We start from the raw sequence: 12,981 nt of genomic DNA on the forward strand, positions 1-12,981 counted from the left end.
TATTGAGAGAAATATTTATAGATGAAAATAATAAAATGTTGAGAATTGCAGTTAAAGAGGATGGAATTTTAAAAGAATTGTTTTTCAGGGAAAAATGTAATGTATATCCTGGGCAAATATACATTGGAGTTATTGGAAACGTGGTTCCTGGAATAAAATGTGCTTTTGTGGATATAGGCATGCATAAAAATGCCTATATGTATATTGATAGAAAATTTAAAAATACAAGATTGAAGAAAGGTGATTGCATTCTTGTACAGGTATTGAAGGAGCCGGTTGGAAAAAAAGGACCCAAGGTTACAAATGCAATCGATATTTCCGGGAAATATTGTGTGTTGAGTAATTTTTACAGTGGAGTGAATTTCTCAAGAAAGATAGAAAATAGTGAATTTAAAAAATATGTAATTGAAAAATTGTATGTTCCGCAGGATACGGGAATCATGATAAGAACAGAAGCAGAAAAGGTTTCTGTTGAATCCATACAGAATGAACTAAATATGCTTTACAATATGTACAAGAGTGTTATAGACAAAGGAAAATATTCCAGCAAAAAGGGACTTGTATCTGAAAATGGAGGACTTTTATTCAAGGTATTGAACGAAAAGCTTCAAGAAGTACCGGTGAGAATATTTGCAAACACTCATAAAAGCTTTGATGCAATAAAAAATTTCATGGAGAAATACGAAAAAACTGAAAACAGCGTAGTCCTTTATGAGAAGGAAGTTGGTATGTTCGAGTATTACAATATTGAAGATGAAATACTTAAACTTAGAAATAGAAAGGTTTGTCTTGAATGTGGTGGATACATAGTAATTGATAAAACAGAGGCCATGTATACGATAGATGTGAATTCAGGCAGAAATACAAACCAAAACTCAATGGAAGATACAGTGTTTACTACAAATATTCAAGCTGCACTTGAAATAGCACGTCAGATAAAACTCAGAAATCTTGGAGGCATAATAGTCATAGATTTTATTGATATGCATGACGACAAGAAAAAAGAAAATATAATTAAAGTGATTAAAAGAGAATTTTCAGGCGACAAAAACAAGACTGTTGTATACCAATTTACCGAGCTGAACCTTGTGCAGATTGCAAGGCACAGGTATGGAAGGGAAATATGCGATTATATTCAAGAGGAATGCAGTTTTTGCAGAGGAAGAGGAAACAAGCTCAAGTTTTCATATTTAAGTATGCTTATTGAGGATAAAATAAAAAAAATACCGGAGGAGAATATACATATTAGGATAGGCAATAATTATAAAGAGGACATTGAACGTAACAAGAGTTCTTTTTTGGAAGAAATATATAAAGAGGGTAAAAATATTTACGTTACTTACGAAGATGATGACTATTTTAAAGTTGAACCTGTTGTTTTTTCAAGTGATATTGAAAAACTTGCAAAGTTCAAACTTAATTCAATATAAACTTTACAAAGGACATCATGTGTGCTAGAATATCGGGTGTAGACCGCGCGAAATAGGTTTGAAAATGCAGTTTTTTCTGCATACCTTTTAGGCGAGACTGGATTGAGGAGGTGTTTTTATTGTACGCAGTTTTGGTTACAGGAGGAAAACAGTATAAGGTTTCAGAAGGAGACGTTATATATGTTGAAAAACTTGATGCCGAGGTTGATTCAACAGTTGAGATAGAAGATGTTCTTGCGGTAAGCAAGGAAGATGGCGAAATTGTTGTTGGAAAACCAAAGGTTGAAGGAGCAAAAGTAAGTGCCAAAGTTTTGTCTCACGGCAAAAACAAGAAGGTAATTGTATTCAAATACAAGAGAAAGATTGACTACAGAAAGAAACAAGGTCACAGACAGCCTTATACTAAGTTACAGATAGAAAAAATAGATGCTTAGTCATGATTGATGTGGAATTTAAAAAGAAGTCCTGCAATCTGGTTTCAGTCAGACTTTCAGGTCATGCCGGGTCTGTGGACAGCGGATATGATTTGGTCTGTTGTGCTGTATCTGTATTGTCGCAGAGTATATTAATTGGAATTATAGAGGTATTGAATTTCGATGTTCAATATTCTGTAGATGATGGTTTTTTAAGCTTTTCACTTGAAAATATGAAAAAAAGTGATATAGAAAAATGCCAGGTACTTATGAATACCATGTTGCTCGGCTTGAAAAACATAGAATTAAATTATGGTAGATATATAAAAACATATGTTGAGGAGGTGTGATTTTATGTTTACTATGGATCTTCAGTTGTTTGCACATAAAAAGGGAGTAGGTAGTTCAAGAAACGGTAGAGAAAGTGAATCCAAGAGATTGGGCGCTAAGTCTGCAGATGGACAGTTTGTTCTAGCTGGAAATATATTGTTCAGGCAGAGAGGAACAAAAATACATCCTGGAAATAACGTAGGAATAGGTTCAGACGACACACTTTTTGCCAAGATAGATGGTGTAGTTAAGTTTGAAAGAGTAGGGAAAAATAGAAAAAAGGCCAGCGTTTATCCTTTACCTGAGGAAGAAGTTGTAGCTGAATAATTTTTATAAGGCACCCTTGCGGAGGGTGCCTTTTTTAAATCAAGATTAAAATATAGGAAGGTGATACAAGTGTTTGTGGATACGGCCAGAATATTTGTAAAATCTGGAGATGGCGGAGATGGAGCCATATCATTCAGAAGAGAAAAGTATGTACCACTTGGGGGACCTGACGGAGGAGACGGAGGAGATGGAGGAGACGTAATACTAGTAGTTGATGATAATATTACAACTCTTCTTGACTTTGCGTATAAAAAGAAATACAAGGCGGATAAGGGAGTAAACGGAGGACCGTCCAAGTGCTTTGGAAAAGACGGAGAAAATCTTTATATAAAAGTGCCTATAGGCACTGTTGTAAGAGATGTTGATACAAACAAGATAATAGCGGATCTTTCACACAAAGGCGAAAGCTGCGTTGTTGCAAAGGGAGGACGTGGAGGACGCGGAAATGTGAGATTTACTACGTCTACAAGACAGGCACCTGAATTTGCAGAACCAGGCATGCCGGGTGAGGAAAGACATATTTCGCTTGAGCTTAAGGTACTTGCCGACGTTGGTCTTGTTGGGTTCCCGAATGTTGGAAAATCAACTATATTGTCTATTGTAACAAAGGCAACCCCAAAAATCGCAAATTACCATTTTACTACTCTCAATCCTAATCTAGGAGTAGTTGATGTACCGGGGATAAATGGCTTTGTAATAGCAGACATTCCAGGAATAATAGAAGGTGCATCCTCAGGTGTAGGTCTTGGAATTCAGTTTCTAAGGCATATTGAGAGAACAAGACTTTTGATACATGTGGTTGATATATCCCAAGTAGAGGGAAGAGATGCTTTTGATGATTTTTTGAAGATAAACGAAGAACTTAAGAAGTATGATGTGAAGTTATGGGATAAACCTCAGATAATTGCTGCAAACAAATGTGATATGCTTTATGACGACAGTGTATTTGAAAAATTCAAGGAAAAGGTAATGAAGCTTGGATATAAAAAAGTATTCAAGATATCTGCAGCTGCAAACATGGGAATAGATGAACTTATGAAGGAAGCTTATGAAGAACTCAGCAAGATACCTGTAAAAGATATGGAAATAGATGAAAGTGAAATGTTTGTACCTGAGGAGAAGAGATTTGTCTATAATATAAGAAAAGAAGAAAATACGTATATTATAGAGGGAAGCTTTGTAGATAGACTTCTTGCAAGTGTTAATGTAAATGATTATAATGAACTCAGGTATTTCTATAAGGTATTGAAAAACAAAGGTGTAATGGATGAACTTAGAGAATTGGGAATCAAAGATGGAGATACTATAAGACTCAACGACTTTGAATTTGAATATCTGCTATAATTTGTTTGGAGAGATAAGCACAATGATTAGAAAAGCTATTTTTGGTGGTACCTTTGATCCTATACACAATGGACACATACACATAGCCTATGAGGCGCTGTATAAACTTAAGCTCGACAAAATTGTATTTATGCCGTCGGGTACTCCGCCTCACAAGCTTGAAAATGAGGTAACTGATGCACCTATAAGGTACGACATGGTAAAAGAGGCTGTTAAAAAAGAAGAGAAGTTTGTTGTAAGCGATTATGAAATGGAAAACAGCCGATTGAGTTATACATACAGGACATTACTTCATTTTAGAGAAAATGACGATAACACGGAATTGTATTTTTTAACCGGTATGGACTGTCTCATGGATATAGAAAAATGGAATAATCCAGGAGGAATATTCAAGTTATGTAAGTTTATAGTCTTTGACAGACCGGGATTCAGCAGAGAAAGTATAATAGACCAAAAAAGGTATATCGAGAAAAAATATTCTACCAATATAATATGTCTGAAGGCTCCTCTTTTGGATATTTCATCTACAAGCATAAGGGAAAATATTAGGATTGGAAGAAACGTAAGCTATCTTTTACCTGAAAGTGTTTATGAAATAATAAAAAAATACAATCTTTATAAATAGAATAATATTTATTGTTTTGGAGTGATGGTTAAATGTGGGATGAGGAAGAAATAAATCAGTATTTGGAAAAAAATCTCAAAATCAAGAGATATAAACACAGTATTGGTGTGAGGGATACCTCTGTCAAATTGGCCCAATTATATGGAGCTCATGTGGATAAAGCCAGGATAGCTGGACTTGTACATGATTGTGCCAAATGCATGTCTGATGATGAACTTATATATATTGCAAATAAAAATGGAATTGTCATAGATGAAGTTTTAAAAGAAACTCCAAATCTCCTTCATGGTCCTGTAGCGGCAGTAATTGCAAGAGACAAGATGGGAATATACGATGAGGATATACTGAGTGCAGTAGCCTATCATACAACGGGCAAGGAAAATATGACTTTGATGCAGAAGATAGTCTATGTTTCAGATTATATTGAGCCTATGAGAGATTTCCCAGGAGTTGATAAAATAAGAAAAGATGCATTTTTAAATTTGGATAGAGCTCTGCTTGATTCCTTTGACAATACAATAAAGCATGTTATAGACAAGAGACAGCTTTTGCATGTAAATACTATAAAAGGTAGAAATTATTTAATTTCACAATACAAAAATAAAATATGTAAGTAACTGGGGGCTTTTTTATGAAAAAAGTAATAAGTACTAAAAATGCACCTGCTGCGGTAGGTCCATATTCTCAGGCAATAAAAGCCGGCAATATGCTTTTTATATCAGGGCAAATTCCACTTGATCCGTCTTCAGGCGAACTTGTCTCAGGTGATGTAAGGAAAGCTGCTTGCAGATCACTTGACAATGTAGGGGCTATTTTAAAGGAAGCAGGGGCATCTTTTGATAATGTTGTTAAGACTACTGTATTTGTAAAAAACATGGAAGATTTTTCAGTAGTAAATGAGGTCTATGCCAAATATTTCAAGGGAGATATGCCTGCAAGATCATGTGTGGAAGTAAAGCTTCCAAAGGATGCTCTTGTTGAAGTTGAAGTAATAGCAGTTTTGGATTAGTTAAAATGCAGTGGGGATGTATTCTCCACTGCATTTTAAGGGAAAAGAAAGGGTGTGGCTATGAGAGAACATGAAAAATTAATTTTCGATGTAGAGTCTGAAGAACAGGGATTGAAGTTGAGGCAGTATTTGAAAAGTCACAAAAAACTTTCCAGCAGACTTATAAAAAGTGCAGCATTGGATGGAAGAATTCAAGTAAATGGAGTACGTGTAAAGTTAAACTATGTTTTAAAGGTGAACGATGTTGTAGCTCTTGATCCTTTTAAAGAAGAAACTCAAAATGTAAATCCAGAAAATATGGAACTTGACATAGTTTATGAGGACCAGGACGTAATTGTTGTAAACAAGTCACCAGGAATGGTTGTACATCCAACTAAAAGCTACCAGAGCGGCACTCTTGCAAATGGTCTTTTGTATCATTTCAGAGAAAATGAAGAAACCTGCATAGTAAGGCTCGTAAGTAGACTTGATATGGATACATCAGGGCTTGTGATTGTTGCAAAAAACCAATTTTCACACATGGCTCTTGCAAGAGATATGAAATCTGTAAACTTTGTAAAAAGTTATATTGCAGTAGTTCATGGAAATATGGATGAGGATGAAGGCATTATAGATTTGCCTATATACAGATCAGAGGATAATGGAATAAAGAGGGTTGTAGACAATAGGGGCCAGAAGAGTATTACAAGGTACAAGGTGATTGAAAGAAGAAAACTTGGTGATATTGTAAAACTTACTCTTGAAACAGGGAGAACCCATCAAATAAGAGTGCATTTAAGCAGCATTGGATACCCTATATTTGGAGATTCGCTTTATTGTGAAGAGGATGACTGCCAATATATAGGAAGACAGGCTCTTCATGCGTACAGTGTAAAATTTCCACATCCACGTACTGGCAAGAAAATAGAACTTGAAACGGAACTACCAGAAGATATAAAACAGCTCATAGAAAAAATAAGTTGAAACATGATTTTCATGGATTTCAACTTATTTTTTATTAATTTATGTTTGATAAACGCCGTCTTATTAAAAGTAGTGCAGTTCCACCTATCAATATTGTAAAACAAGATAAAATTAATATGTATTGATTGTCTATACCTGTTATCTGACTTATATGTTGCTTAATATTGATTTTTGGATCATGGTTTGTTTTGCTTAAAAGATTTAGTTTGCCGACTACTTTTCCATTTAAGGATATTGTTGCCTGTTCTATAGTTTCACCCTTTTTAAAAGATTTTTCAGCTAAATTTAAATGCTTGAGTTTTATTGTTGGTTTGGAGTTGTCTTTTATATCCTTTGTGTAGTAAAAATCCGACTGGGCTATAAGTGGCACTGATAAATCTCCACTTTTATATGTAGTTACAATTTGATTTTTGGAATATAGTTTTTCAAGTTTGAAGTTGTTGAATCCATAGTTTAAAAGAGATACTGCATCCGGAAAAAATGTTTTCTTCTTGTCGTGTACAAGGGCAACTACAAATTTATGTCCTCCGCGAGATGCAGAAGTCACATAGGAATGAAAAGACTGGATTGTATATCCTGTCTTACCTCCGAGTGATCCCTCGTAATAATACTTGGATTGTTTTTGAATTAGTTTGTTTTCATTCCATACAGTCCTAGTTTCTTTTGATTTATTTGTTTTAGGTATTGTATAAGAAACTTTGGTAGCTATTCGTGAATACTCAGGGTTTTCAGATAATTTTTTCATTATAAGAGCCAGGTCTTTTGAGGATGTCTTGTGGTTTTCATCGAAAAGACCACTTGGATTAACAAAGTTTGTGTGGGAAGCTCCAAGTTCCCTTGCCCTCTTATTCATTTTGTCTGCAAATTTTTTTATCGAACCATCCCCTACATATTCTGCAAGGGCTTCAGCACAGTCGTTGCCGGAAGCGAGTAGCATACCGTAAAGTAGGTCTATAACTCTTATCTTTTCACCTTGTATTAAACCGATTCTAGTACCTTCAATTTTAGGTGGGGTTGCACCAACAGTTACGTAATCGTCCAATTTGCAGTTTTCAAGTACTAGAAGTGCAGTCATGATTTTTGTAGTTGATGCAGGCGGATATGCTGAATCTTGATTTTTTGAATACAGGATTTGTCCTGTTGTAGCATCAAGAAGTACTGCACTGTCAGCTGATACCGAAGGAGGTTTTTCTTTTGCGTAAACCTTTATACTGGATGCGCATTCGACTAAAAACAAACTTAATATTAAGAATGAGAGTAATTTTTTCATATCTTCCTCCTTTGCAATGCTTATAACATTATATCAAAAAAATGTAATATATGCGACATAATTTTTGAATACTGTCAATACTATAAATAATTAGCATGAATATACATTGTAATTCAAAATAATGTAAAATGCAAATTCTATATGTTATATGGAGGAAATAAAATGAGTATAATGGATAAAATTTGTCTGTGGATTGAAAAAAATAAAAGGAAGGTATTGAAAAAGAAAATTATAGGATCGGTAGTTATACTACTTTTATTTTCGGTATTTGCTGCAGTTGGTTATTTTAGATCAAAGCCGGTTCAGAATGTTAAGACCGAAGATGTATTCAAAGAAGAAAAAAACACTGAAGGATTGGGAAAAAGCAATGCAGTTAAAAATATGTCTGGAAAGATAACTGTTTACATAAATGGAGAGGTAAATAAACCAGGCGTATATACTTTGAAAAGTGACAGTAGAATACAGGAACTTATAAGAGTATCGGGAGGATTTAAAAGCGATGCAGATACTTTGAAAGTAAATCTTGCAGAAAAATTGAAAGATGAAGATTATATATACATAGAAAAAATACAAAATAGTAATAATACTGCAGGTCAGTCAGATTCTTCTTCATCATCATCTTCAAAAGATGATAAAAAGATAAATATAAACAAAGCCTCCAAGGAAGAACTTGAGAATATACCGGGGGTAGGTGAAGTTACTGCCCAGAAAATAATAGATTATAGGGAGTCTGAGGGTGGTTTTTCATCTGTAGAAGATATAAAGAATGTAGACCGGATAGGAGACAAGAGTTTTGAAAAGATGAAGGACAAAATAGACATCAGATAATTTTATATTATATGACATCTATTTTATACAATACTAAAATAAAAGTATTGTAGCTGCAGTTATGGGAACCATAACCATTGCAAATTTAAGCAGGGGTTCAGGAACGCGTTTTGTAAATTTGGCACCTATATATGATCCGGCCATTGTTCCTGCTACAACTTCAATTAAAAGTTTTATGTCAAGATATCCAAGGTGGTAGTATCCGGCACCTCCGGCAAGGGCTATGGGTATTATTACAAGCATGGTTGTTCCGGCTGATTTTCTTACGGACATTCCCATTATAAACAGAAGGCCTATCTGTATAAAAGAGGCTGAACCTATGCCAAATATTCCAGAAATTGCACCACAGACGATTCCTATACCAAAACAATAAATCCAAAATTTCATTCCATCTGGCACATTGTCAAAATCCATACTTGATCCGCGTTTTGAAATTATGATCATCCTAATCCATAAAATGAGAGCTGACAGGTAAAGCATTCCGGAAGTCATCCATTTTAAGTCATTAGCTGGCACGAAGGTAGAAAAGTTGGAACTTATCCATGCACCTGCAGCTCCGGATATACCTGTTGCAAGTCCGACTTTAAGTATTATGTTGTTTTCTCTGTAGTGACTTGCTGTGCCTGATATTGAAGAAAATATCATTGCTGCCAGAGCAGTTCCGAGGGAAGTATGAATTGGAAATCCGAATATTGTCGTGAGTATTGATATTATGAACCCTGAGCCGCCGGCGCCGATAAATCCAAGCAGCATTCCAACTACAAACATCGTCAATATAATTTGTATAATCAAAATTAAGACACCTTCTTTATAAATTGAAAACCTTATAAGATTATTTTAACATCTATAACATTCAATGTGATATCTTTCACTTCAAAACTTGAAAAATTGCACATGAAAATTATGATAAAATAAATTCAAAGGAAATATATATTTAATTATAAATCAAGAGATTAGTGTTTTCAAAACAAATACAAAGGGAGTTTGGAGTGGTATTTATGGATTATATGGATCGTGAAATATTGAGATGTTTGAAAGTCAATGCAAGAGCTAAGGCGTCTGCAATAAGCAGAGAAATACATCTTTCAGTTTCAGCTGTGATTGAACGCATAAAGAAAATGGAAGCAAACGGTATAATAAAAGGTTATACTATTTTACTTGACGAGGGTAAAATGGGAAATACAACGAGTGCTTTGATGGAGGTAAGTCTTGACCATCCCAAATTTTATAAATCATTTACTGAAGCTGTGTTGAAAAACAAGCATATAGTATTCTGTTATTATTTAACAGGAGATTTTGATTTCATTTTAAAAATATTGTGTAATTCACCGGAAGATCTGGAGAAAATTCATAGAGAAGTAAAAAGTATTGAGGGGGTATCACGTACAAAGACTTATTGTATACTTAAAGATGTAAAATAAGTATATTTTATTAGAGTAAAAAATTCTTTTATATGTGAAAATAAAATAAAAATTATAGGCATTATCATAATAAAAACTAAATTATACATAAATTCATGTAAATATTGAAAAAATATATTTAGTAATATAATATGTAGTTAAATCATAAATCAATAACAAATGCACAACTATTTAAATAAAAAAATAAAAAATATTATATATAATTAATAAAATATCAATTTGAGGAGGAAATATAAATGAAAAATCTTGGGTACTATGATGGTAAGTATGATCTTATTGAGAATATGACAATACCAATGAATGATCGTGTATGTTACTTTGGAGATGGAGTCTACGATGCAACCTACAGTAGAAATCACAAGATATTTGCACTTGATGAACATGTGGATCGTTTTTTTAATAGTGCAGGACTTTTGAAAATAAAGATTCCATATACAAAAAAAGAGTTGAAAGAGCTTTTGATTGATATGGTTAATAAAGTTGATTCTGGAGAACAGTTTGTGTACTGGCAGATAACAAGAGGGACTGAAATGAGAAATCATGTTTTCCCAAAGGCTGAAGTAAAGGCAAATGTGTGGATAATATTAAAGCCGCAGGAAGTAAAGGACATGTCTGATAAGTTAAGACTTATAACTGTTGAGGATACTAGATTTTTGCACTGCAATATTAAAACTCTTAATCTTCTTCCAAGTGTAATGGCTGCTCAAAAGGCTGATGAAGCGGGATGCCAGGAGGCGGTTTTTCACAGGGGAAGCAGAGTTACGGAATGTGCACACAGTAATGTATCAATTATAAAAGACAGAATATTTAAAACAGCGCCGGCAGACAATCTGATTCTTCCAGGTATTGCAAGGTCACATATTATAAAGATGTGCAAAAAGTTTGGGATACCTGTAGATGAAACGCCATTTACGCTGGAAGAACTTATGGATGCGGATGAGGTTATAGTTACAAGTTCAGGACAATTTTGCATGACTGCGGGCGAGATAGACGGGAAAGCTGTGGGTGGAGGTGCACCTGACATAATTAGAAAACTTCAGGATGCGCTTATGGAAGAATTTTTAGAAGAAACAAAATAACAGGGAGGGTTAGGGTATGATTAATCAGGAAGAATTGACTGTATTTAATATAGGAGAAAATTTGGACAGCCTTATGAATCTAGACCCGAGAGGATATGGGGTATGCAGAATACTCTACAGTGCAGCAAGAGAATATACAAAAGAACCACTTACGATGAATAGTGGGAAGAAGCTTGCTTTAACATTGAAGGAGGGGGATATCGTGTATATACTCACAGGATTTGTACTTCTTCCATTTAAAAAGGCCGAAATGGACGGCATAGTAAGTACAATGCTTCTTGCAAGAGCTCTTGTAAAAGGATTTGGAGTAAAACCTGTTATAGTGTGTCCCAAAGACAATATAGAAGCGGTTCAAAATCTTTCATATGTAGTCGGACTTCATTATTATGAAAGTATTGAAGATGTAAAGAAGTACCCATTGTCTGTTTCAGGAATAGCTTTTACAAAGGATAAAAGTAGGGCTGAAAGGCAGGCGGATGAGCTTATTTCAAAAGGTGTTCCTTCTGCAGTTATAAGTATAGAATGTCCAGGAGCAAATTCAGTTGGAGTTTATCATAATGCAATAGGACTTGACGTCACCGAAATAGAGGCAAAGGTGGACATACTCTTTAAAAAGCTCAAAAAAATGGGAGTTCTTAATATAGCAATAGGGGATCTTGGAAATGAGCTTGGAATGGGTGCTATAAAAGAACATATACAAAAGTATGTGCCTTATGCTGCAAAGGGAGGATGCGCCTGCGGCTGCAAGGGAGGAATACTTGCTGATACGGCTGCGGACAATATAATAACTGCTACGGTTTCCGACTGGGGATGTTATGGCCTTATAGCGGCACTTTCGTATCTAAAAAAAGACATGAATATAATGCATACTGTTGAAATGGAGAAAGACGCTATGATAACGGCATCGAGAAGTGGAATGATAGATATGTATGGAGATTTGATACCGGCAATAGACGGCTGCAATATGTCTATGAACGTATCAATTGTGAATCTTATGAGGGAGTGTATAGATTCTGCGATGAAGCTTGACAAAACTTGTGCTGTATGGTTTGACAAGGTAATCGAGCTTGGTTTTTATGAAAAAGAAGACGTTAAGAGATACAAGAAAGACAACAGTCTGAAAAATGTGATTTAGAGGTGTATTGATCATGGATTATTCAATTATGAAGCCTTATGAAGTAAGAAAACTGATACGGGAAGGAAAACTTACAGGACCCACGTCCGGAATGTGTTCAGGGTATGCTCAGGCAAATCTTGTTGTTCTTCCAAAAAATCTAGCCTATGATTTTCTGCTCTTTACACAGCGGAATCCGAAGTCCTGTCCAATACTCGAGGTAAGTGATACAGGTAGTAGAAAACTTAAATATCTTGGAAAAGATATAGATATTACGCGAGATATTCCAAAATACCGTGTGTATGAAAATGGGATACTTTCTGGAGAGTATACGAATGTCGAAAGTATGTGGAGGGATGACTTTGTAAGTTTTTTGATTGGATGCAGTTTTTCGTTTGAATCAAATCTTATTGAGGCCGGCATTCCTGTAAGGCATATTGAAGAGAGCTGCAATGTACCGATGTTTATTACAAATATAGACTGCATACCGGCGGGAATATTCAATGGAAAGATGGTTGTGAGTATGAGACCGATTCCTCGGGAGCAGGTAGTTAAGTCGGTGCTTGTAAGCGGCGAAATTCCAAAGGTTCATGGAGCGCCTGTGCATATAGGAAATCCTTTGTGTATAGGAATTGATGATATAAGAAAACCTGATTTTGGAGATCCGGTTACAATAAACAAGGGTGAAGTTCCGGTATTCTGGGCATGCGGAGTGACACCGCAGTCTGTGATTATGAATGTAAAACCCAAGATTGTGATAACCCATTCTCCTGGACACATGCTTGTTACGGATCTGAAAAATGTTGAACTTAAATACTAGGGGGAAGA

Annotated in this window: 16 protein-coding genes; 14 read left to right on the forward strand and 2 right to left on the reverse strand. The window is 35.0% G+C overall.

What is annotated here, in order from left to right:
* The first annotated feature begins 2 nt into the window (after positions 1-2).
* From AC4CVH_RS07415 to AC4CVH_RS07455, 9 genes are all read left to right on the forward strand, one after another.
* Positions 3-1,430 carry an Rne/Rng family ribonuclease gene (locus AC4CVH_RS07415; RefSeq protein ID WP_490787119.1) on the forward strand — a complete coding sequence of 476 codons (1,428 nt, stop codon included), beginning with the start codon at positions 3-5 and terminating at the stop codon, positions 1,428-1,430.
* A 119-nt stretch (positions 1,431-1,549) separates the two neighbouring features.
* Positions 1,550-1,864, forward strand: coding sequence for a 50S ribosomal protein L21 (rplU, locus tag AC4CVH_RS07420; protein WP_490787120.1), 315 nt, complete (start codon positions 1,550-1,552; stop codon positions 1,862-1,864).
* A gap of 2 nt (positions 1,865-1,866) precedes the next feature.
* Positions 1,867-2,193: a ribosomal-processing cysteine protease Prp gene (locus tag AC4CVH_RS07425; RefSeq protein ID WP_490787121.1), complete on the forward strand. Its 327-nt coding sequence runs from the start codon at positions 1,867-1,869 to the stop codon at positions 2,191-2,193.
* 4 nt (positions 2,194-2,197) lie between these two features.
* Positions 2,198-2,500 carry a 50S ribosomal protein L27 gene (gene rpmA / locus AC4CVH_RS07430; protein ID WP_490787122.1) on the forward strand — a complete coding sequence of 101 codons (303 nt, stop codon included), beginning with the start codon at positions 2,198-2,200 and terminating at the stop codon, positions 2,498-2,500.
* A gap of 69 nt (positions 2,501-2,569) precedes the next feature.
* On the forward strand, positions 2,570-3,844 hold the full coding sequence (obgE, locus tag AC4CVH_RS07435) for a GTPase ObgE (protein WP_490787123.1): 1,275 nt from the start codon (positions 2,570-2,572) through the stop codon (positions 3,842-3,844).
* 22 nt (positions 3,845-3,866) lie between these two features.
* Positions 3,867-4,469: a nicotinate-nucleotide adenylyltransferase gene (gene nadD, locus AC4CVH_RS07440; RefSeq protein ID WP_490787124.1), complete on the forward strand. Its 603-nt coding sequence runs from the start codon at positions 3,867-3,869 to the stop codon at positions 4,467-4,469.
* A 32-nt stretch (positions 4,470-4,501) separates the two neighbouring features.
* Positions 4,502-5,086: a bis(5'-nucleosyl)-tetraphosphatase (symmetrical) YqeK gene (gene yqeK / locus AC4CVH_RS07445; protein ID WP_490787125.1), complete on the forward strand. Its 585-nt coding sequence runs from the start codon at positions 4,502-4,504 to the stop codon at positions 5,084-5,086.
* Positions 5,087-5,100: 14 nt separating this feature from the next.
* Positions 5,101-5,478, forward strand: a complete 378-nt coding sequence (locus tag AC4CVH_RS07450; RefSeq protein WP_490787126.1) for a RidA family protein — start codon at positions 5,101-5,103, stop codon at positions 5,476-5,478.
* A gap of 60 nt (positions 5,479-5,538) precedes the next feature.
* Positions 5,539-6,441 carry an RluA family pseudouridine synthase gene (locus AC4CVH_RS07455; RefSeq protein ID WP_490787127.1) on the forward strand — a complete coding sequence of 301 codons (903 nt, stop codon included), beginning with the start codon at positions 5,539-5,541 and terminating at the stop codon, positions 6,439-6,441.
* Between the two features lie 34 nt (positions 6,442-6,475).
* Here AC4CVH_RS07455 and AC4CVH_RS07460 read toward each other — a convergent pair whose 3' ends face one another.
* Entirely contained in the window at positions 6,476-7,711 is a 1,236-nt protein-coding gene (locus AC4CVH_RS07460; protein ID WP_490787128.1) for a D-alanyl-D-alanine carboxypeptidase family protein, read from the reverse strand.
* Between the two features lie 162 nt (positions 7,712-7,873).
* Between AC4CVH_RS07460 and AC4CVH_RS07465 the strand changes: the two genes are divergently transcribed.
* Entirely contained in the window at positions 7,874-8,539 is a 666-nt protein-coding gene (locus AC4CVH_RS07465; RefSeq protein WP_490787129.1) for a helix-hairpin-helix domain-containing protein, read from the forward strand.
* 33 nt (positions 8,540-8,572) lie between these two features.
* Here the strand turns inward: AC4CVH_RS07465 and AC4CVH_RS07470 are convergent, their stop codons facing one another.
* Positions 8,573-9,331 carry a sulfite exporter TauE/SafE family protein gene (locus AC4CVH_RS07470; protein WP_490787130.1) on the reverse strand — a complete coding sequence of 253 codons (759 nt, stop codon included), beginning with the start codon at positions 9,329-9,331 and terminating at the stop codon, positions 8,573-8,575.
* Positions 9,332-9,537: 206 nt separating this feature from the next.
* On the opposite strand from AC4CVH_RS07470, the gene AC4CVH_RS07475 reads away from it, so the two are divergent.
* The 4 genes from AC4CVH_RS07475 (at position 9,538) to AC4CVH_RS07490 (ending at position 12,973) form a co-directional block, all read left to right on the forward strand.
* Entirely contained in the window at positions 9,538-9,960 is a 423-nt protein-coding gene (locus AC4CVH_RS07475; protein WP_490787131.1) for an Lrp/AsnC family transcriptional regulator, read from the forward strand.
* Between the two features lie 236 nt (positions 9,961-10,196).
* A complete protein-coding gene (locus AC4CVH_RS07480; protein ID WP_490787132.1) occupies positions 10,197-11,039 on the forward strand; it encodes a D-amino acid aminotransferase in 843 nt (280 codons plus the stop codon).
* A gap of 19 nt (positions 11,040-11,058) precedes the next feature.
* Positions 11,059-12,174 (forward strand): DUF4392 domain-containing protein, encoded by a 1,116-nt coding sequence (locus AC4CVH_RS07485; protein ID WP_490787240.1) that lies wholly within the window; start codon positions 11,059-11,061, stop codon positions 12,172-12,174.
* A gap of 13 nt (positions 12,175-12,187) precedes the next feature.
* Complete coding sequence (locus tag AC4CVH_RS07490) at positions 12,188-12,973, forward strand: putative hydro-lyase (RefSeq protein ID WP_490787133.1); 786 nt, start codon at positions 12,188-12,190, stop codon at positions 12,971-12,973.
* Positions 12,974-12,981 lie beyond the last annotated feature (8 nt).

The organism is Clostridium pabulibutyricum, from assembly GCF_058242705.1.

Bases quoted from the DNA above. Each gene is read 5' to 3' on its own strand.
- AC4CVH_RS07460 (WP_490787128.1), bottom strand. From the start codon at position 7,711: ATGAAAAAATTACTCTCATTCTTAATATTAAGTTTGTTTTTAGTCGAA.
- AC4CVH_RS07490 (WP_490787133.1), top strand. From the start codon at position 12,188: ATGGATTATTCAATTATGAAGCCTTATGAAGTAAGAAAACTGATACGG.
- AC4CVH_RS07425 (WP_490787121.1), top strand. From the start codon at position 1,867: ATGATTGATGTGGAATTTAAAAAGAAGTCCTGCAATCTGGTTTCAGTC.
- nadD (WP_490787124.1), top strand. From the start codon at position 3,867: ATGATTAGAAAAGCTATTTTTGGTGGTACCTTTGATCCTATACACAAT.
- AC4CVH_RS07480 (WP_490787132.1), top strand. From the start codon at position 10,197: ATGAAAAATCTTGGGTACTATGATGGTAAGTATGATCTTATTGAGAAT.
- yqeK (WP_490787125.1), top strand. From the start codon at position 4,502: ATGTGGGATGAGGAAGAAATAAATCAGTATTTGGAAAAAAATCTCAAA.
- AC4CVH_RS07475 (WP_490787131.1), top strand. From the start codon at position 9,538: ATGGATTATATGGATCGTGAAATATTGAGATGTTTGAAAGTCAATGCA.
- rpmA (WP_490787122.1), top strand. From the start codon at position 2,198: ATGTTTACTATGGATCTTCAGTTGTTTGCACATAAAAAGGGAGTAGGT.
- AC4CVH_RS07465 (WP_490787129.1), top strand. From the start codon at position 7,874: ATGAGTATAATGGATAAAATTTGTCTGTGGATTGAAAAAAATAAAAGG.
- AC4CVH_RS07450 (WP_490787126.1), top strand. From the start codon at position 5,101: ATGAAAAAAGTAATAAGTACTAAAAATGCACCTGCTGCGGTAGGTCCA.
- AC4CVH_RS07455 (WP_490787127.1), top strand. From the start codon at position 5,539: ATGAGAGAACATGAAAAATTAATTTTCGATGTAGAGTCTGAAGAACAG.